This window comes from Paenibacillus sp. J31P13 (assembly GCF_056269295.1).
In genome coordinates this window covers 617,173-636,612 of the sequence record NZ_JBWDNR010000004.1, presented here as the reverse complement: position 1 = coordinate 636,612, position 19,440 = coordinate 617,173, and the positions used below count along the sequence as shown (strand labels likewise).

The following is a 19,440-nucleotide window of genomic DNA, read 5'->3' as shown; positions in this document are numbered from 1 at the left end:
AAAGTGAAGGATATAATTTTCATACATTCTTATATTTAAAATAAGTCCACTCCTATCATTACCGAATGACTTTTGTTATGGATGTTCGCCTAGTAGCTTAATAGATTGCTTGAGAATGGTTCACTCCAATCGACTTATAAATATTGGTAATGAGCTAAACTTGCTGCTTAAGCGTGTTTGTCGCAAAAACCTTGCAATTGCTTTGGAATGGAAACATTTGTATGCGATTATTACTAGATTGATAGGCAAATGTTTATATGTTATTCATATGTGTCTTTGAAAGAAGAACTTATATGAATTTCATAGAGCGATTGAAGACGAGGTTTATCTCATGATCGGGTGGTAATTATCGATATGAAAGAACAATTTTCTCGATTGTTCGGCTTATCCGAACAACGTATTCCGCAAGAAGAAGTTCGGCAAATTCCAATTAATGAAATTGATCCAAGTCCCTTTCAACCGCGTACGGTATTTGATGATGAGCGTATTGAAGAACTTTGTCAAACGATAAAAACGCATGGGGTTATTCAACCTATCGTTGTTCGTATGCGCAACAGCAGGTATGAGATTATTGCAGGGGAACGCCGGTGGCGTGCAGTTACAAAGCTAGGGTATGATACAATACCCGGCATTGTTCGTGAGTTTAATGATTCGCAGACTGCTTCTATTGCTTTAATTGAAAATCTTCAAAGGGAAAATCTTTCTGCAATAGAAGAGGCAATAGCCTATCAAAAACTGATAGAGCTACATCAGCTTACACAGGAAAGCTTGGCTCAACGCCTTGGTAAGAGTCAATCCACTATCGCTAATAAGCTTCGATTATTAATGCTTAATGATACAATTAAAATGGCATTAATGGAGCGTAAGATCACAGAACGACATGCTAGAGCATTACTTTCCTTAGATAGTGAAGAGCTACAGCTTAAAGTTTTGGAAGAGATCATTACGAAAGATTTAAATGTTAAACAAACAGAAGTTAGAATAGCATTTTTGAAGGAATCGACAAAGCTTAAGAAATCAAAACGTATTTCTTTTACGAAGGATGTGCGTTTGGCTCTCAATACGATTAGACAATCCATTGAGATGGTTTCCGGTTCTGGTTTGCAGATCAAAACGGATGAGAAGGATTTCGATGATCATTATGAAATCGTGATTCAAATCCCTAAGAGATAATAGGTTTTAATGAAATAAATCAATATTTACACACATTTCTAATCAGCGTACATAAATGTATCTATACCTGTTGAGTGCCGTCCTTGCTGAGGACGGCGTAGCCATTTATAGGAAAAGATATATTTTGTACGTACCATCATAAAAAACAGCACATAAACGTTGTATACATAGAGGTGAGCCGGTTTTGTCGAAAATTATTGCAATTGCAAATCAGAAGGGCGGTGTCGGTAAGACGACAACGTCTGTAAATTTAGCTGCTTGTCTCGCATCACTTGGTAGAAAAGTATTGCTTGTCGATATAGATCCACAAGGAAATACAACTAGTGGACTTGGTATCGACAAGGGAGATGTGAACAACTGTATTTATGATGTCCTCATTAATGAAGTTCATCCAAAGGATGCTATGTTTGAGACAAGTGTACCTGGTTTGAAAATCATTCCTGCAACCATTCAATTGGCTGGAGCGGAAATCGAGCTGGTTCCAACGATTTCTCGCGAGCTGCGTCTCAAAAAAGCTTTGCATATGGTTAAAAGTGAGTTTGATTATATTCTAATTGATTGTCCACCGTCACTTGGAATATTAACGATTAACTCCTTAACGGCCGCTGATTCTGTCCTTATTCCTATTCAATGTGAATATTATGCTCTTGAAGGGTTAAGCCAATTATTAAATACGGTTCGACTTGTTCAGAAGCATTTGAATACATCTCTTCAAATTGAAGGCGTTCTGTTGACTATGCTGGATGCAAGAACTAATCTTGGTATTCAAGTGATAGAAGAAGTAAAAAAATACTTCCAGCAGAAGGTTTATCAAACGATTATTCCGCGTAACGTTCGTCTGAGCGAAGCGCCTTCGCATGGACAAGCCATTATCACATATGATCCTAAATCTAAAGGCGCTGAAGTTTATCTTGAACTCGCGAAGGAAGTGATCACTTATGAGCAAGCGGCTAGGTAGAGGGCTTGATGCTCTTATTCCATCGCTTTCTGTTAATGATGATGACAAGGTAGTTGAAATTACGTTATCCCATTTAAGACCCAATCCTTATCAACCTCGTAAAACGTTTGATGAGGATTCCATTAAAGAACTCGCGGAATCCATCAAGCAACATGGTGTTATTCAACCCATCATTGTTCGTACTGTACTTAAAGGCTATGAAATCATTGCAGGGGAGAGACGTTTCCGTGCATCGCAATATTGTGGCAATCCAACTATACCTGCAGTAGTTCGATCTTTTTCAGATCAACAAGTGATGGAAATTGCTCTAATTGAAAATCTTCAACGGGAAGATTTAAATGCAATAGAAGTAGCAATTGCATACCAAGCGCTTATCGATAAGTTCAAACTTACACAAGAAGAGCTTTCTATGAAGGTTGGCAAGTCGCGTTCACACATTGCAAACTTTGTTCGCTTGCTGTCCTTGCCATCCGAAATTAAAGATAATGTTTCACGTGGAACAATTTCAATGGGGCACGCTAGAGCGTTAGTTGGTATTAAGGATGTTAAGGTTCAAAAAGAATTGGCTGATCTTGCCGTTTCATTGGAATGGAGCGTGCGAGAATTAGAAGAGGCGATTCAGAAGCTTGATTCCAAGCAACCTGAAGCTAAGGCAAAAACAAATCAAAAGAAACGTGACCCTTATATTGATCATCTGGAAGAGTCATTACGTGAGCGATTTAAGACGACCGTTAAAATTAAACAGCAAAAAGATAAAGGTAAAATAGAGCTGCAATACTACAGCAAACAGGATTTAGAGAGATTGCTAGAATTGCTACAAAACATGGCTTAGTTCATCTACAAACAATGGCATACCTGAGTTGTAATCTTTCTTTTGAAGGATTAAACTTAGGTATGCCATTGTTGTCAGCAGGTAGCTAGGAAAGGTGGGAATGGAATTGATCAGCAAGGAACAATCTGTAATTTATTTGGATCATGCAGCGACTTCTTGGCCGAAGCCAGCTTCTGTAACAGAAGCGGTTATGAGTGTCATGTTAAATGATGCAGCAAATCCAGGTCGAGGTAGCCATGCAATGGCGGTTCGGGCAAGTCGGGTGTTGTTTGATGCGAGGAAGCAGCTTGCAAAGTTGTTTAACATAAAGAATCCAAATGACATTGCATTTGCATCCAATACGACGATGGCCTTGAATATGGCGATTAAAGGCTTCCTAAAACCAGGAGATCATGTCATTGCCACATCCGTTGAGCATAATTCAGTAAGACGTCCCCTGTACTACTTGGAACAGAAGATTGGTATCGAGGTTACTTACATAGAAGGGGACATGACCGGGAATATCAATGTAGATGATTTGAATAAACTCATTCGACCGAATACTTCATTAGTTATAGTAAATCATAGCTCAAATTTATTAGGCACCATTATGCCTCTTGCTGACATAGCGGAGATTGTAAGGAAGCATGATATCAAACTGCTTGTCGATGCGGCTCAAAGCGCAGGCATTTTACCTATTGATGTAAGAGCGATGGGTATTCATATGCTAGCATTTCCGGGTCATAAAGGCTTGCTTGGTCCACAGGGCACAGGAGGCTTGTACATTGATCCTGACATAGAATTGGAGCCTTTATTGCATGGAGGAACTGGGAGTCAATCAGAGGCGCTTGAGCAGCCTTACGTAAGGCCGGATCGTTATGAGGCAGGTACGCAAAACACCCCAGGGTTAGCCGGGTTAAGTAAAGGTGTACAGCATGTACTGCAAGAGGGAGTCCAAAATATCCATCATAAAGAATGGACTTTGGCACAACGATTATTGCATGGATTGGAAGCAATAGAAGGTGTGAAGCTGTTAGGACCAGCGATAGGGGAACAGCGAACAGGAATCGTTGCATTTAATCTCCAAAGTGTTGATCCATCCGAGCTGTCATTTATTCTGGATCAGCATTATGGGATTGCCATCCGAGCAGGCTTTCATTGCACACCGCTTGCGCATGCTTGTGCAGGGACGTCAGATACAGGGGCTATTCGTGCAAGTGTTGGCATTTATACAACGGAATCAGATGTTGATGCATTAACAGAAGCTATAAAAGAGATATCGCAACAATTTGGGGCTTAGAATTAATATGGAGGCGGGACAGCAGCGATGAATGATTGGACAACAAACCCGATGAATGCGGTAACGGTAGGACTGGCATTGGTTGTAATAGGTTTATTCATTTGGATTGTAGTTATTGGAGGGCGGCTGAAAAAGCTAAGAAAGCAATATACAGCGGTCATGGGGAACACGGGTGTAACGAACGTTGAAGATGTAATTGTTGAACTTAAGGAAAGCCTTGCTGAGCAAAGCCAAATGGTGAATCAATTGCAAGCGCAGCTAATAGAAGTGAAGTCAATCATTCCACAGCAAAAAGCGAAAATAGGTATCATTCGATATAATGCTTTTTCAGAACAGGGAAGTGATTTGAGCTTTTCTATTGCCATTGTAAATGATGCGAAGGACGGCGCTGTTTTCTCTGGTATTCATAGCAGAGAAAATACGTATGTATATGCAAAGCCGCTTGATAAAGGGGAATCAACCTACCCGCTGACGCCAGAAGAATATAAGGCTATTTTAGAAGCCAAGTAAGTAAGAGCCTTATTCGATTTCAACTATGATCGGAAGCAGCAGTTTGTTCACAAGCGTTAGGTATAAGGTGAGCATTATTTGAAATAGCGGTAAATAAGCTTAAAGAAATAATGTCTGCCATTCTCATAACCAGATGGAGACGCGTGTTTTGCAGGACGAAATATTCCATAAAGCCACCAACATTTACGATACCGGTAAGATGAATGTCGCCGACAGGGGGTAAATCCTTATTAACCCCGGCACCTGGACGAACAGGACCGACTCCTACTTGAATACAGCCTACGCTGGAAACTTGACCTAAGCAAGCATCGATACCAATAACAAAGGGCTTGTGAAATCGACGGTTAATATCAATTAGAGTTTCATCCAGATTCATGGCATGAACAGGCTCTTCTAATGTGCCAAATAGATGAAAATGAGGACTGCGATATTTGGACAGCGATGTGCCAATAAGTGGGCCTAATGCATCACCAGTTGAGCGATCTGTACCAATGCAGACAACTACAATAGGGCGCCCCTCAGACATTTCCTCCAGGAGAGATGTTACACGATTGACTAGCATGCCAATGACGTTTGCAGTTGTGTAGGGTACCTTTAAAGGTGTCTCTTTCATAAATGGAAGCTTCATAGAATCCCTCCGATAATACTAGTATGTTACTAGTATATGGATGGGATAAACATTTTATACGTCAGATAGGTTTGATATTTTTGATAAGGTTGATGAAGAGAGTTTACTGTGTGAGCGTTTGGAGGCCAAACTCATGTTAATCGCATTTGATTCGACTCAGCAAGCACTGCGAGCAGAGATGCTTCTTGAATATGCAGAGGTCGATATTGATATTTGCCCTACACCAAAAGAAATAACAGCCGGATGTGCATTATCCATTCATTTTCCTGAAAATGATTTAATGTTAGTGAAGGAGGTTATTATACAAGAAAACGTAGAGATTAGAGGGATATTCAGACCAGAAGGAAATGGGTATGAACAAATAGAGATATAAAACGTGATTGTTTGGATAGAAGGAGGAATTACGATGTCAATCAAAGAACTATATACGGATACCGTTAAATGGTTGACAGACAATGATTGGTGGCAATCAGTAGGCAGTACGCTGCTTCGTATTGTGTTGTTCCTCATTGTAGGACGAGTAATTGTATGGATCATCCATAAAACGATTGATCGGATTGTTTTAGAGAGTGAGAACAAGCGATTATCCAATCATGCAAGGCGAATGAACACAGTTGGAAAGCTATTGAAAAACGTAGCTTCATATGTGATTTATTTCATAACAGCTATGTTGATCATGTCCGAATTTGGTTTTAATTTGGGGCCGCTGCTCGCTGGTGCAGGTGTACTAGGTCTTGCTATAGGCTTTGGTGCACAAAGCTTAGTGAAGGATATTATATCAGGATTTTTCATTGTCCTTGAGGATCAGTTCGGTGTAGGTGATGTTATTCAAACTGGGCAATTCAAAGGAACGGTAGAAATGATCGGACTTCGTACGACGAGAGTACAAAGCTGGACTGGCGAAGTGCATATCATCCCTAATGGTATGATTAATGAAGTAACCAACTTCTCGATAAACAACACAGTTGCTGTGGTTGATATTTCGATTGCATTCGAGGAGGAAGTGGAACGGGCGCTTGAAGTTATTCGTTATACGATGATAAGTGTAAAAGAGGATAATCTAATTAACGCACCAGAGGTGCTCGGCGTTCAGGCTATTGCTGCAACCGGTGTGATGATTCGCGTTATTGCAGAATGTCGTCCGAATACGCATGCAATCGTTGTTCGCAAACTGAATATAGAAATCAAGAAAGCATTGGATAAGAGCGGAATAGAGATCTCATACCCGAGAATGGTAACCTATCACCGCAATGAAAAAGGGGACGTAAAAGATGGAGCGTAAGCAGTTTGAGCTAGGCGACGTTGTTCAAATGAAAAAGCAGCATCCCTGCGGATCAAATGAGATGGAAATCATTCGAATGGGCATGGATATTCGTATAAAATGTGTGGGCTGCAAGCATAGTGTTCTCATTCCTAGAGCAAAGTTTGAGAAGAATATGAAGAAGGTTTTGCGTTCAAAAGGAGAGCAAGATGGGGTGTCTGAAGCTTAGCACTAGGAACTGAAAACAATTGTAAAATTACTTGCGTGATAACAAGCTGTGTGATACAATATTTTTTGTGTCACCAACATATGGAGAGGTACCCAAGAGGCCCAAGGGGGCTGACTCGAAATCAGCTAGGCGGGTCAAACCGTGCGTGGGTTCGAATCCCACCTTCTCCGCCATTTTTTCTAACTACATAACCAACTAATTAACCTTCTACATGAATACATGTAGGGGGTTTTTTTATTGTTAATAGGGAAAAACTGCGTTTTGATGAATTAGATAAGTGGACTTTTAGGAGGTATTTCGGTGAGATGAGCATTCGTGCCCACAATTATCGCAATGGCTGCTTTTAGCTGGCTTGGCTGACTGGCTGGGGTACGGAACAAGTAAATAGTGATTACATACTTGCAAAAGAGATCCACAGCAATAACATTCCGACTGTGTCTGTGTTTTAAAACATTACTGCAAAATAAGCTGAGACGAAGTCGCTGTCCGATTTTATGAGTAAAAGCGACTATGATAATGTAATGTGTTTTCACGTAAATGATGCAGCATTGTATGATGACCTGAGTGTTGGTGGGAGAGTAACAGTAAGTAAAAGTGAAGGGGAAACGATGCTTTCGAATCCACTACAAGCGGTGGCAGTTGGGATCATAAGTCATAAGGGTAAAGAAGATTAATTAACGAGCGAATATAGTAATTAGAGTGAAAATAAGCAATATGACTGTAACGACATAGCTAAATACTCTTATAGGCTTTGGAAGGGTACTGTAATACTGTAATCGATTTTCTTTGGCGGACCGCCAGCTTCTATGATTTGGATAGGTAATAGATCTTTATTAACGGTGGCGGCAACTGGTTCATGATTAAAAGGTAAAGGCTGCGCCTCATGCGGTTTATTTTCATTGTTCCGATCATCCATAAGTTCATCTCCTTAAATTTACAATTATTTACTTATAATAGACGTCAGTATTATTGCTATTGTTGCGGCTTTAGTCGTCGAAGGACAACAAGATATAAATTCAATTCATGGGCTTTTCTATTGCGATTGTGAATGGGGCGATGGGGATGGGTGGTGCTTCTTTTGCTGCTTTCTCTAATGTCCATTAGTGCTGCAACTCGTTAAGAAAGCTAAATAAGTAGCTAAAAGCGATCAAAGGACATGACATGGTTAAGGAATGACGGACATAAGTTCCTCTATTTATACCAAATGTCTCATATTCTGCTTAGTTACGGACATAAGATCCGCTATTTGCAATAATTAATGCGTTTACAGTGTGTTTTAGCACAAATAAGGAACCTCAGGTCCGCTACACGCTGCAATACCCTTTGGATTTTTTGAAATAGCGGATTAGATGTCCATTAGTGCTGCAACTCGCTAAGAAAGCTAAAAAAGAAGCTAAAAACAATCAAAGGACATGACATGGTTAAGGAATGACGGACATAAGTTCCTCTATTTATACCAAATGTCTCATATTCTGCTTAGTTACGGACATAAGATCTGCTATTTGCAATAACTAGGGTGGTTGGAGGGTGTTTTGGAACTAATAACGAATCTGAAGTCCACTCTAGCTGTAATACCCTATGGATTGTTCAAATAACGGATCTAAAGTCCGTTAATGTCACAGCTTGTAAAGAAACTAGGAAAACACTACGAATAGAAAAAAAGGACCGAGACGTGAAAACTGAAGTACTTGTTAGTTGTTGCGGATAATAATTCATCTGACAAAAATATCACCATATTCGCACAAAAAAAAGAGAAGAGGGCCCAGTAAGCCCTCTTCATGACGGTGGTTGATGGTTGAGATTAGAACACAACAAACATGTAAACCTTGAAGAAATCATTCGTTAAATGGAATAAATCAGCGTTGGCTTCATTAAAACCCATTGAGCACAATCATACGCATCCGCCGAGACGGAATCTGTAAGGATGCTCGGAATGTTATATGCCAAAGATTAATATCAAGGGCATAAGCCTTCGCTTTTACACCGTGTGAACGAAATTCTCTTGAGGCTTTTGAAGAATTATAAGCCGTACATGTTTTACCATAATACGCTGCTTATATTTCAGTGCGAAACAGGAGATATACCGCCAGAAGACGAGTACCACTCATTACGCTTGCCAAAATGGTTCAACGGAACCACACCTCTCTTACACCGTCGATAATTAGAATGACCGAAGCGGGTGATAATTATTCAAGTATTTCATCAAGTGCATATCGAGTACTTATTAAGTGCTATCAAGCGCTTATCAAGCACTGATTTAGTAATCATCAAGAACTCATCAATCACTTAGAACTCATCAAACACTTAACGTCCCATTCGCTTCCATTTTCGTTCATGATTCGTTGTGTCCGGAAAGTGGTCACCTTTGTTCAGGTGTATTTTCTTCGGGTTTTGAATGCCCATATGAAATGAGTTTACGCCGTCTTCAATATAAGTACCGTCATTTGGTGCTTTGTCTCCTGGCGAGAACATTGTTCCTTCACCCATACTGATCAGCCTCCAGCTTTTTTATTTAAGCAAGCGGGCAAATGTGTCTTCCGCTCGTCGCTGTAGTATTTGCAGGAAGGGGAAATTGCATAAGTAGCAGATAACGGCTAAAAGCTTTACTTGTCATAGGCGTCTGTATTTGTTATAGTATAGAGATGCGAGCAAAGCTCGTTCCTTGCTCCATTTATGGGGCCGTTAGTCCAAGAGGAGGTGAAACAATATGCGCAAATATGAAGTAATGTACATTATTCGTCCAGACGTTGAGCAAGAAAACCTTCAAGCTATCGTTGACAAATTCCATGGCATTATCTCCAATGGCGGTGAAGTCACAAAGCAAGATGTAAGTGGAAAGAAACGTCTTGCGTATGAGATCAATAAGCTACGTGATGGGTACTTTGTACTGGTACATTTCAACGCAACTACTGAAGTTGTGAATGAACTTGACCGTATCATGAAGATTACGGATGAAGTTATCCGTTCATTGATCGTCAGAGATGTGGCTTAATCCAAACCGGATTGCTCGATTGGGAGGTCAGAAACGATGTTGAATCGTGTTATACTAATTGGTAGATTAACGAGAGACCCAGAACTTCGCTATACGCCTGCAGGTGTTGCGGTTACACAATTTACGCTAGCTGTAGATCGTCCGTTTACGAGCGGTGGTCAAGGTGAGCGTGAAGCGGATTTTATTCCGGTTGTAACGTGGCGTCAACTAGCCGAGACTTGCGCCAATTACTTGCGTAAAGGCCGCTTAACAGCGGTTGAAGGTCGCATCCAAGTTCGGAACTACGAGAATAACGAAGGCAAACGTGTCTACGTAACGGAAATTATCGCTGATAATGTACGGTTCTTGGAATCCAACAAAGATGGCGGAGCAGCGCGTGAAGAAGGCGGAAGCAGCTATGGTGGTAGTGCTAGCGGTTCCGGCGGCGGTACAAGCAGTGGAGGATCTTTCGGCGGCAACGCTTCCCAAAGCGGCGGTAACCGACCATCTGGTAATAACTCACGTAACGACAACCGTGATCCGTTCAAGGATGACGGTCGCCCGATTGATATATCAGAGGATGATTTGCCTTTTTAATAGATAAACAATGATTTGTTTATGTATTAATGGACCTTTACACTGTCTTTATCTTAGATAAAGCAGCAGTGTAATTGAAAAATTTTCAACGACAAGGAGGAAAATATCATGGCTTTCAAACCACAAAGAGATAACGGCGGCGACGAGCGTCCAGAACGTAAGTTCAGCGGACGTAAAGGCGGACGTAACAAACGTCGTAAAGTGTGTTTCTTCACTGTAAACAAAATCACTAAAGTTGACTATAAAGATGTTGATTTGTTGAAAAAGTTTATCAGCGAGCGCGGCAAAATCTTGCCACGTCGTGTGACTGGAACAAGCGCGAAATACCAACGCTTGCTTACAATCGCAGTTAAACGTTCACGTCAAATCGCATTGCTTCCTTACACGACTGAATAGGTCGTATAGGATTATAAGAGGGACTGTCATCAAGCCGCATTTTGCTGCTCGGGACAGTCCCTTTTTTATATGTATATACTGAAAATTAGTCTATGCGCCTTGAGAAAGCTCGTCTTAAAACACTTAAAAGAACAAGGTGAAAACAAAGCCCGACCCCAAATACGATGAAAGAATGAAAGTGCTCATTTGATGTGCTCAATAGAAAGGATTTGGCAGGCCAGTAGCTTGGAAGCCATAAGGCCAGATACTGCCATGGATAGGGAACAAGGGCAGCAGCTACAGGACCTACAAAGAGCAGTCCGCATATTTTAGCTAAGGCTAATCCTTCTACTTTATTGCTGGCAAACGCAACTAGAAACAGCGCAATACAAGGAGCTTCAATAATTAGAAGAATGAGTGCATAGAGATGATCTATTTGTATCGTTGTAATCCCTGAAGATAAAAGAAAAGCAAGAATAAGCAGTGTGGATATCAGGCATGGCAAGGTAAGGCGGTAAAAAATATAGCCATGGCGCGTAAGAGGCGTTGCTGCGTAGTAGCTAATTATATTCTCATCACGTTCATCGAGCATAAGCAGGCCTGCCATCGCTCCTGACAATAGAGGGATAGTAAGCATGAGAAAGGCAGCTATAAAATCAGAATACGCATACAGGGAAAAATTCAACCTTTGTTCTAGAGGAATCGCAAGTAAAGGGAATACAAAACGAGCAATAAAAATGACGGCTATTGGACCAAATAAGCTGGCCATTAGCATGGGATCTTTCGTTATTTGCTTGAGGTCATTCTTAATAAGCGGCATATATTTTCTCATGACAACCTCGATCCTTCCGATATACGGTGCAAAATATGATTTTGGAATGATTGTTTAGCCCACAAGAAAACGCCTAGGTTTCCAATTAACAATATACTGATTGAATAGATACCCTCTGCCAGAGTAACGGGGCGATAGATGGAGCTTAGCAATAGAAGTGAGCCGTAGGTTGGAAAGGGTGCATAGATAATCCGAGGGCCCCAGTCCAGCATGCTTAGTAGAGGAAGGACAAAAGGCAATGCATATAGCTGAGACAATAATATAAATCCGTTAATAGATTGCGTTCGTACGACAATACCAATAGATAATAAGGTAAAAAAGCTCGAGGATAATAGAACGCCAATTGAAAACAAGAAGGGTGAGTTCGGCAGTCCCAGAGAGAAGCTATGAATAGCCCATGCAGCAGCAAGGGAAAGCAAGGATAAGGAGATGGCCTTGGAAATCAAATATTCGGTCAGCCTAAGCGGAGTAACGAAGAGACTGTCAAGAATGCCTTGATCCCTCTCCAATAGAAGAATACCACCCGCAAAGATCAATCCAAGTGCGCTAGGGTCTGAGAAAGTGAGTATCATTGCTGCTTTTTCTTTGTATATGGCTGGTAGGCATTGCAGCAGGAGCAAATAAACGCAGCATACTAAAAAATAAGCGTGATAAAAGCGATGGCGCCACTGAAACCGAATATCATGTTGAACCATTCGGATGAGCCTCATACTAATGTTCTCCCAGTCACATCAATAAAAATGCTATCAAGAGTGGCTTCTAATGAATGAATGGTTTGCACCTCGTAATTTCGAGCAATATGCTGAAATCGACTATTATCCGCCAACTGATTAAGAGGAAGCTCTTCCATTTGCAACCCCTTTCCCGTGTTGTACTCCACACGAACCTTTCGGTCACCTTGACGAAGCTTTAACTCCCTAGGCGAGTCAATGAGCTTTATTTGCCCATCCACAATAAATGCGACCCGATCACAGAGCTCTTCTGCAGCCTGCATATTATGAGTCGTAATAACAATTGTAGTTCCTGCTGCCTTTCGTTCTAATATAAGCTGTTTCATAACGGCGGCATTGACGGGATCAAGCCCTGAGGTCGGCTCATCAAGGAATAATAGCGATGGACGATGAAGCAATGCACGGCAAAAATTAAGTCTCATCTTCATCCCCTTGGATAGCTCCGAAACCTTCACATGCATTGAATCTTGGAGCCCTACCTGATGCAGCAAGACGGTTGGTTCATCTGTTTCACCCCCATACAGAGAACGAAATAGGACTAAATTTTCAAGAACAGTAAGCTTGCTGTAAAAGTTGGGGAACTCAAATGCGACGCCTATTTGTTCGTAATAGTGAGGCTTGGTGGATCGAAGCTCTTTTCCAAGTACGGTTACGCGTCCTTCATAGCCTCTCAGCGCACCAATTAAAATCTTCTGCGTTGTACTTTTTCCTGCACCTGAGGGACCAAGAAATCCGAATATTTCACCTCGACCAATTTCAAAGCTAAGCCCCTGTAAAATCTGTCTTGTTGTTCCTGGATAGGTATAGCGCAGTCCTTCCACTCCAATGATCATCTCAGTTGGCCTCCTTATTCACATGAGAAGCAAACATGCCTTCTGCAATCATCTCAATTAATAAATCTATCGTATCCCCATAAAATCGCTCACCAATTTCCTTCTTATGCAAGGATAGAAGAATAAGTGATCTAAACAGACTGGTAATGAGTTCAGATTGTACATCCCTTAATAAACCAGAAGCTTGCCAATTGCGAATTATGGGCATGAAAGCATCCTGATCCTCAATAAAGTTTTGCTCTAATAAATCTGGCGGGAGCTTTCGAATCAGTTGCTCCAGCTGACCTTCCAAATATATTTGTTTGATTAGAGGACTTTCGCTTAAGAGACGGAAGGCTTCTTTCATAAAATGCTTGAGCTTTTCCTTCGTAACGGGCTCGTCGGTAAGAAAGGTCTCGAGAAGGTACTGACGAATCCGTTTTTCCTCATCCAGCAAAATAAGATAAAACAATTCTTCTTTGGATCCAAAAAATAAATAAAACGAACCTTGAGCGATTCCAACTGCGCTTGTTAAATCCTCAACGCTCGTCTTTTTTAAGCCTAAGGTTTCAAATTTTTGTTTGCCCTGCTCCAGCAGCCTTTGACGCAACCAATCTTTTTCTTGGTCATTAAATTTTTTTGGCATCTATGCACCACCACCTATTTGAACTTATGAATAATTTTAATATATATTCACAATAAATGGGAACACCATCTTCTGTCAAGGAGGTTTCTTATTTGTTATAGTGTACGTAACATCAAATAGAGGGAGGTATTATGAAATATATTGCGATACAGCCTTATTATAAGGTGGAGAGAGAAGTAAGCGGCACGGAGCAAAAAGTAGTTGTACAGGATCGTATCATGTATTTGTATGAAGGATCTATTGTAACAAAGCATAGGGAGTTCCCCATTATCGATGTATTTGATTTATCCTATCGGCGAATTGGGGGAGACGGGGGATTATTATACCTGCATACCAAACAAGGGGTATTTTCCTATATGGTGCAAGGAGATCCGCAGCCCTTCATTGAAGCTTATATGGCGCTTGTTCATCCGTCTTCCGATGAATAATTCTTACATATTCTCTAGAGGAGAAGGGGATAAATCGTTTTGTTGTATAGGTTGAGCTCGGGGTTGAATAAATCGTATAGGTGTAAGGAGATAGAGGTGTGGATGGATTAGAGCGACGTTCTGTCAGCCTATGATTCCAATAGCCGCCTGCAGCCACGATAAGTATCAAGATAAGAACGGAAATCGTTGTTTTTCGAATAAGCATGAGGGTTCACTCCTTTTACTTAAAAGTAATCCCCATTCCGATGCCAATTCATTCTTGAGCTGTATAATCGTTCATTTTCTTTTTGACAAGAAAAGCCTGCAACGATATACTTAGTGACAGGAATTAAACAATAAATGACTAAATTGCATATTTGCTTTAATCGGAGGAGCCTGCCAACAGCGGGCTCTTTTTGCGTTTTTTCCCTATTTTGTCATTAAACACTTACTTTTGCGAAAGGTTGGAAATGCTGTATAGATAAACACGTAATGTTAAGGAGGATGAATTTTGTCTTTGCTGCATGTAATCATTATTTTGCCTTTTATATTTGCGCTAGCAAGCCCATTTCTATATAAAATGACACAGCGCATTCATACCGGCTGGTTTATGGCGCCTGCGCCTGTCCTCTTATTTATTTATTTTATGGGACGATTGTCAGACATTCAGAATGGGGAACAGATTACGGCTACTGTACCTTGGATACCCTCACTCGGTATAAATTTCACGATATATCTGGATGGACTTAGTTTATTATTTTCGCTTCTCATATCTGGAATAGGGGCATTAGTTATTTTTTATTCCATTTTCTATATGAACAAGAAGAAGGAAGCAATCGGTCAGTTCTATAGTTATTTACTGTTATTCATGGGCGCCATGCTCGGCGTTGTACTATCTGAAAATCTGATTGCGCTATATGGCTTCTGGGAGCTGACGAGCATTTCGTCTTTCCTGCTCATTGCGTTCTGGAACCAAAGGGAAAGATCACTATATGGCGCATTGAAGTCCATGCTAATAACGGTGTTTGGCGGGTTGGCCATGGTGAGTGGATTTATTTTGCTCTATGTCATGACAGGAACGTTCAGTATTAGGGAGATTATTGCGAATGTAGGAACCATAACGGATCATAGCTTGTTTGTTCCTGCGATGCTTCTTATTCTACTGGGTGCATTCACCAAATCCGCGCAGTTTCCATTCCATATTTGGCTACCCGATGCTATGGAGGCTCCTACGCCTGTTAGTGCGTATTTGCACTCAGCGACAATGGTTAAGGCTGGTTTATATTTAGTAGCGCGCTTTAGTCCGATATTCGCAGGAGAAGCGGGCTGGTTCTGGCTTGTGTCCGCAACGGGCATCGTCACCTTAATTTATGGCTCTTATCGAGCGCTCAAGCAGACCGATTTGAAGGCGATGCTCGCCTTTTCAACCATTAGTCAGCTCGGTCTTATCATGAGCTTACTTGGGCTTGGTTCATCAGCAGCGATTTATTCGGGCACAAGCGACTCGCTATTTTATGCAAAAGCTACTATGGCGGGTATCTTCCATTTAATGAATCATGCTGTATTCAAAGGGGCCTTGTTCATGGTCGTAGGCATTGTCGATCATGAGACAGGGACGAGAGATATCCGTAAGCTAGGCGGCTTAATGTCTGTCATGCCAGTTACGTTCTCGATCACTTTGATCGGAAGCTTCTCCATGGCAGGGCTGCCGCCGTTTAACGGCTTTTTGAGTAAGGAAATGTTCTTTACGGCTGTGCTCAACATTATGGAGATGGACGTCCTGAATATGCAGTTTCTCGGTGTATTTTTCCCTGTAATCGCTTGGGTTGCAAGTATCTTCACATTCCTATACAGCATGCTACTGCTATTCAAAACTTTTACAGGTAAAAAGCAATTTGAAAAGCTGGAGAAAAAGCCGCATGAAGCTCCACTAGGCATGCTGCTTCCACCTGTCTTGCTGGCATCCTTGGCTGTGCTTTTCGGATTGTTCCCGAATTTGTTATCATACACGATCATTGAGCCTGCTATGGCGGCTATACATCCAAGCATGCTGCAGCCGGGTGATAAATTTGATACTGCTATCCAAATGTGGCATGGCTGGACGACTGAAATATTTATGACAATTGGCGTTATTGCAGTAGGTGTAGTGCTGTATCGTCTATATTATCGGGTGAGCGTTCTTCATCAGCCGCTATTTAGCGGGTTATCGTTGAATAAATCGTATGATGGCGGGCTTAAGCTGCTGGATAGAGGGGCAAGAGGCCTGACGGATCGGTATATGACAGGCTCCATTCGTCACTATTTGATTTATATTTTCTTATTTCTGATTGTCTCGATCGTGCTTACAATGAGTCTGTCCAACAATATCAATTTTGACTTTTCAGGGTATGCTCCAATGTCGATCTATGAGGCTGTTATCATCTTTGCTTTAGTCGTCTCCGTCATCGCTGTTCCATTCGCGCGTACGAGAATGATGGCCATTATTTTAACTGGCACAACTGGCTATATGGTTACTTTGTTTTTCGTTATCTTCCGCGCACCGGATCTCGCCTTGACTCAAATGATTATTGAAACAATTTCAGTTACGTTGTTCCTGCTTTGCTTCTACCATATGCCTAAGCTTAAGAAGGAGCTCGAGAAATTAAAATTCAAGCTCTCAAACTTTATTATCGCGATTGGTGTAGGTACGGTTATGACACTGATTTCGCTGAGCGCAAGCAGCAGCAGGACGTTTGAGTCCATATCGGATTTCTATATCAAGGAGAGCTATAATCTGGCAGGCGGTAAAAATATCGTCAATGTCATTCTCGTAGATTTCCGTGGTTTTGATACGATGCTGGAAATTGTTGTGCTTGGCATTGCATCCTTTGGTATTTACGCCCTGATTAAATTGAATCTAAAAGGCTCGGATGAGGTGATTGCCTCAGGTTATTGGGAGAGCGAGAGCAAGCTGCCATTTAACGGAGTACGGAGCAATGATGTTATTTTGAAGACAATAGCAAAGGCTGTCATATTCATTATTTTGACCTTCTCTCTGTACCTGTTCTTCTCCGGACATAATGAGCCTGGAGGCGGATTTATCGGGGGGTTAATGACGGCAGCCGCGTTTGTTCTGTTGGCAATGGCATTCGGCAGTAAAACCATTGAAGAGGTCGTTCCGATAAATTTCCGCAAATTGACGGCAATCGGAATTTTGGTTGCTTTATTGACAGGAATAGGCTCTTTCTTGTTTAACGTACCATTTCTGAGCCATGCGTTCGGTTATCAGGACCTTCCGCTGCTTGGACACGTTGAGCTTGCTACGGCGATGCTGTTTGATCTAGGCGTATATCTAACGGTTGTGGGCATTACGATGACCATTATCCTGGCAATAGGGAGGGATAAGTAGAATGGAACTATATATGTCACTTGCGATCGGCGTGTTATTTACCGTCGGCGTTTACTTGGTCCTATCGAAGAGCTTGCTGCGCATTATTCTGGGTACCTCGCTCCTCACGCATGGCATTCATTTGCTCTTGCTCACGATGTCCCGTTTAAAAACGGGGGCGGCACCGCTGCTGGGGCAAAAAGCGGAGTCCTATGTGGACCCGCTGCCTCAGGCGCTTATTTTAACATCTATCGTTATTAGCTTCGGTGTGACTTCTTTCTTCTTCGTGCTTGCCTATAAGGCATATCAGAAGCTTGGAACGGATGATATGGAGCAATTAAGGGGGAAGGAAGATGAATAATCTGCTTGTACTTCCGCTTCTTATCCCTTTGTTCACAGCGGCTATTCTTATTTTTTTCAAAAATAACATACCGGTACAAAGATTGCTTAGCGCAATCAGCTTATTGGGAACAGCTTTCGCTGCTGGAATGATACTTTACGAGGTGAGAACGGAGGGTATACAGACTCTGCACATGGGAGGATGGGCACCTCCATACGGAATTGTATTTGTAGCCGATATGATGTCAGCCTTGCTTGTTCTTACGACTACGATTGTTGGGGTCTTTTGTTTGATCTACTCCTTCGGGACAGTTGGAGAACAGAGGGAGCGTTATTACTACTATCCTTTCTTTCAATTTTTGCTTGTTGGCGTTAACGGCTCATTCTTAACGGGGGATCTGTTCAACCTATTCGTCTGCTTCGAGGTTATGCTAATTGCCTCCTATGCTCTGATAGTACTAGGCGGAACAAAAAGACAGCTTCGAGAGACGATTAAATATATGCTGATTAATATTTTGTCATCCACGTTATTTGTTGCCGCTGTAGCTTACTTGTATGGTGTAGTAGGTACGCTCAATATGGCTGATTTATCCTTGCGAGTAGCGGAGGCAGGCCAAGACGGCGTACTCAATGTCATTGCTGTTCTGTTCATGATTGTTTTCTCATTAAAAGCAGGCTTGTTTCTCTTTTTCTGGCTTCCGGGCTCCTATACCGTTCCACCTGCAGCGGTATCTGCCCTGTTCGGGGCTTTGCTGACAAAGGTAGGACTGTATGCGCTCATACGAACCTTTACGCTTATTTTCTACCATGATCCTGGGATTACGCACAGCTGGATTGCTTGGATGGCGGCTGCAACGATGATTTTTGGCGCATTCGGTGCTGTAGCCTATTCAGATGTACATCGCATAATAAATTACAATGTCATCATTTCAGTGGGTTTTATTGCTTTTGGACTAGCAGCTGCGGCTGATTCTGCACGGGATGGAGTCGTCTTTTATCTGCTGCATGATATGGTCGCTAAGGCGCTGCTGTTTATTTTAGGAGGCATGATTGTAAAAGCAACAGGTACGAGCAGCCTGAAGGAAATGGGCGGGCTGATGAAGAGGCATCCAGCCTTGGGATGGATGTTCTTCATCACAACGCTTGCCATAGCGGGCATTCCGCCGCTGAGCGGCTTCGCCGGTAAGCTGCTCATTCTGCAAGGAGGCTTGCAGGAGCAATATTACTGGCTGACAGCTGTCGCGCTGTTATCAAGCTTGATTGTACTGTACTCATTGGTTCGATTATTCATGAAGGTATTCTGGGGAGTGGAGAAGTTGCAACCCAATGCAGCGGCTGCTCCCTCTAAAGGGTTGCTTCTCTCGGCTGGGTGCCTGTTCATCATTATGCTCTTGATGGGTTTTGGTTCAGAGTGGGTGTATCAGCTCGTGTCAGAGGCAGGAAATACGCTTATGAATCCGTCAATTTACATTGATGCTGTATTGAAGGGGTAG

General features: G+C 41.9%; 24 protein-coding genes and 1 tRNA gene. 17 read left to right on the top strand and 8 right to left on the bottom strand.

Going from position 1 to position 19,440, the window contains the following annotated elements:
- Nucleotides 1-354: 354 nt before the first annotated feature.
- The 5 genes from noc (at nt 355) to AC0YOD_RS17045 (ending at nt 4,752) form a co-directional block, all read left to right on the top strand.
- Nucleotides 355-1,173 (top strand): nucleoid occlusion protein, encoded by an 819-nt coding sequence (gene noc, locus AC0YOD_RS17065; RefSeq protein ID WP_475800521.1) that lies wholly within the window; start codon nt 355-357, stop codon nt 1,171-1,173.
- A 184-nt stretch (nt 1,174-1,357) separates the two neighbouring features.
- Nucleotides 1,358-2,131: a ParA family protein gene (locus tag AC0YOD_RS17060; protein ID WP_475800520.1), complete on the top strand. Its 774-nt coding sequence runs from the start codon at nt 1,358-1,360 to the stop codon at nt 2,129-2,131.
- Nucleotides 2,112-2,963: a ParB/RepB/Spo0J family partition protein gene (locus tag AC0YOD_RS17055; protein ID WP_475800519.1), complete on the top strand. Its 852-nt coding sequence runs from the start codon at nt 2,112-2,114 to the stop codon at nt 2,961-2,963. The genes AC0YOD_RS17060 and AC0YOD_RS17055 overlap by 20 nt, the downstream gene beginning before the upstream one ends.
- A 106-nt stretch (nt 2,964-3,069) precedes the next feature.
- On the top strand, nt 3,070-4,242 hold the full coding sequence (locus tag AC0YOD_RS17050) for an aminotransferase class V-fold PLP-dependent enzyme (RefSeq protein WP_475800518.1): 1,173 nt from the start codon (nt 3,070-3,072) through the stop codon (nt 4,240-4,242).
- Between the two features lie 27 nt (nt 4,243-4,269).
- Complete coding sequence (locus AC0YOD_RS17045; protein WP_475800517.1) at nt 4,270-4,752, top strand: DUF4446 family protein; 483 nt, start codon at nt 4,270-4,272, stop codon at nt 4,750-4,752.
- Nucleotides 4,753-4,771: 19 nt separating this feature from the next.
- On the opposite strand, the gene yyaC is transcribed toward AC0YOD_RS17045, so the two are convergent.
- A complete protein-coding gene (yyaC, locus tag AC0YOD_RS17040) occupies nt 4,772-5,380 on the bottom strand; it encodes a spore protease YyaC (protein WP_475800516.1) in 609 nt (202 codons plus the stop codon).
- Between the two features lie 133 nt (nt 5,381-5,513).
- Here yyaC and AC0YOD_RS17035 point away from each other — a divergent pair, with 133 nt between their 5' ends.
- From AC0YOD_RS17035 to AC0YOD_RS17015, 5 genes are all read left to right on the top strand, one after another.
- Nucleotides 5,514-5,753: a putative Se/S carrier protein gene (locus tag AC0YOD_RS17035; protein WP_475800515.1), complete on the top strand. Its 240-nt coding sequence runs from the start codon at nt 5,514-5,516 to the stop codon at nt 5,751-5,753.
- 33 nt (nt 5,754-5,786) lie between these two features.
- Nucleotides 5,787-6,662, top strand: coding sequence for a mechanosensitive ion channel family protein (locus tag AC0YOD_RS17030; RefSeq protein ID WP_475800514.1), 876 nt, complete (start codon nt 5,787-5,789; stop codon nt 6,660-6,662).
- Entirely contained in the window at nt 6,652-6,870 is a 219-nt protein-coding gene (locus tag AC0YOD_RS17025) for a DUF951 domain-containing protein (protein ID WP_475800513.1), read from the top strand. The genes AC0YOD_RS17030 and AC0YOD_RS17025 overlap by 11 nt, the downstream gene beginning before the upstream one ends.
- 82 nt (nt 6,871-6,952) lie before the next feature.
- Nucleotides 6,953-7,043: transfer RNA gene (locus AC0YOD_RS17020), tRNA-Ser, on the top strand.
- Between the two features lie 321 nt (nt 7,044-7,364).
- Nucleotides 7,365-7,544, top strand: a complete 180-nt coding sequence (locus tag AC0YOD_RS17015) for a hypothetical protein (RefSeq protein WP_475800512.1) — start codon at nt 7,365-7,367, stop codon at nt 7,542-7,544.
- 68 nt (nt 7,545-7,612) lie between these two features.
- Here the strand turns inward: AC0YOD_RS17015 and AC0YOD_RS17010 are convergent, their stop codons facing one another.
- Together AC0YOD_RS17010 and AC0YOD_RS17005 are read right to left on the bottom strand one after the other, a co-directional pair.
- Complete coding sequence (locus AC0YOD_RS17010; RefSeq protein WP_475800511.1) at nt 7,613-7,786, bottom strand: hypothetical protein; 174 nt, start codon at nt 7,784-7,786, stop codon at nt 7,613-7,615.
- A gap of 1,388 nt (nt 7,787-9,174) precedes the next feature.
- Complete coding sequence (locus AC0YOD_RS17005) at nt 9,175-9,357, bottom strand: YjzC family protein (RefSeq protein ID WP_475800510.1); 183 nt, start codon at nt 9,355-9,357, stop codon at nt 9,175-9,177.
- 220 nt (nt 9,358-9,577) lie between these two features.
- On the opposite strand from AC0YOD_RS17005, the gene rpsF reads away from it, so the two are divergent.
- The 3 genes from rpsF to rpsR all read left to right on the top strand — a co-directional run bounded on the left by rpsF (nt 9,578) and on the right by rpsR (nt 10,834).
- Nucleotides 9,578-9,862 (top strand): 30S ribosomal protein S6, encoded by a 285-nt coding sequence (rpsF, locus tag AC0YOD_RS17000; protein WP_475800509.1) that lies wholly within the window; start codon nt 9,578-9,580, stop codon nt 9,860-9,862.
- Nucleotides 9,863-9,898: 36 nt separating this feature from the next.
- Complete coding sequence (gene ssb, locus AC0YOD_RS16995; RefSeq protein ID WP_475800508.1) at nt 9,899-10,438, top strand: single-stranded DNA-binding protein; 540 nt, start codon at nt 9,899-9,901, stop codon at nt 10,436-10,438.
- A gap of 108 nt (nt 10,439-10,546) precedes the next feature.
- Nucleotides 10,547-10,834 carry a 30S ribosomal protein S18 gene (rpsR, locus tag AC0YOD_RS16990; RefSeq protein ID WP_102716091.1) on the top strand — a complete coding sequence of 96 codons (288 nt, stop codon included), beginning with the start codon at nt 10,547-10,549 and terminating at the stop codon, nt 10,832-10,834.
- An 85-nt stretch (nt 10,835-10,919) separates the two neighbouring features.
- Here rpsR and AC0YOD_RS16985 read toward each other — a convergent pair whose 3' ends face one another.
- Genes AC0YOD_RS16985 through AC0YOD_RS16970 form a run of 4 tightly spaced genes read right to left on the bottom strand, consistent with a single transcriptional unit; the run spans nt 10,920 to nt 13,834 of the window.
- Nucleotides 10,920-11,645, bottom strand: a complete 726-nt coding sequence (locus AC0YOD_RS16985; RefSeq protein WP_475800507.1) for a hypothetical protein — start codon at nt 11,643-11,645, stop codon at nt 10,920-10,922.
- Complete coding sequence (locus AC0YOD_RS16980) at nt 11,642-12,340, bottom strand: fluoroquinolone export ABC transporter permease subunit (RefSeq protein ID WP_475800506.1); 699 nt, start codon at nt 12,338-12,340, stop codon at nt 11,642-11,644. Before AC0YOD_RS16980 ends, AC0YOD_RS16985 begins: the two co-directional genes overlap by 4 nt.
- Before the next feature lie 11 nt (nt 12,341-12,351).
- Nucleotides 12,352-13,206, bottom strand: a complete 855-nt coding sequence (locus tag AC0YOD_RS16975) for an ABC transporter ATP-binding protein (protein WP_475800555.1) — start codon at nt 13,204-13,206, stop codon at nt 12,352-12,354.
- A 4-nt stretch (nt 13,207-13,210) separates the two neighbouring features.
- Nucleotides 13,211-13,834, bottom strand: coding sequence for a TetR/AcrR family transcriptional regulator (locus AC0YOD_RS16970; RefSeq protein ID WP_475800505.1), 624 nt, complete (start codon nt 13,832-13,834; stop codon nt 13,211-13,213).
- A 131-nt stretch (nt 13,835-13,965) separates the two neighbouring features.
- On the opposite strand from AC0YOD_RS16970, the gene AC0YOD_RS16965 reads away from it, so the two are divergent.
- Nucleotides 13,966-14,262 carry a hypothetical protein gene (locus tag AC0YOD_RS16965; protein ID WP_475800504.1) on the top strand — a complete coding sequence of 99 codons (297 nt, stop codon included), beginning with the start codon at nt 13,966-13,968 and terminating at the stop codon, nt 14,260-14,262.
- Here AC0YOD_RS16965 and AC0YOD_RS16960 read toward each other — a convergent pair.
- On the bottom strand, nt 14,216-14,467 hold the full coding sequence (locus AC0YOD_RS16960; protein ID WP_475800503.1) for a hypothetical protein: 252 nt from the start codon (nt 14,465-14,467) through the stop codon (nt 14,216-14,218). The two genes, AC0YOD_RS16965 and AC0YOD_RS16960, sit on opposite strands and share 47 nt — an antisense overlap.
- A gap of 285 nt (nt 14,468-14,752) precedes the next feature.
- Here AC0YOD_RS16960 and AC0YOD_RS16955 point away from each other — a divergent pair, with 285 nt between their 5' ends.
- From AC0YOD_RS16955 to AC0YOD_RS16945, 3 genes are read left to right on the top strand one after another with little or no spacing between them, the layout of a single operon-like run.
- Nucleotides 14,753-17,629: a Na+/H+ antiporter subunit A gene (locus AC0YOD_RS16955; protein WP_475800502.1), complete on the top strand. Its 2,877-nt coding sequence runs from the start codon at nt 14,753-14,755 to the stop codon at nt 17,627-17,629.
- Between the two features lies 1 nt (nt 17,630).
- Entirely contained in the window at nt 17,631-17,969 is a 339-nt protein-coding gene (locus tag AC0YOD_RS16950) for a Na(+)/H(+) antiporter subunit C (RefSeq protein ID WP_475800501.1), read from the top strand.
- Nucleotides 17,962-19,440 carry a Na+/H+ antiporter subunit D gene (locus AC0YOD_RS16945; protein WP_475800500.1) on the top strand — a complete coding sequence of 493 codons (1,479 nt, stop codon included), beginning with the start codon at nt 17,962-17,964 and terminating at the stop codon, nt 19,438-19,440. Before AC0YOD_RS16950 ends, AC0YOD_RS16945 begins: the two co-directional genes overlap by 8 nt.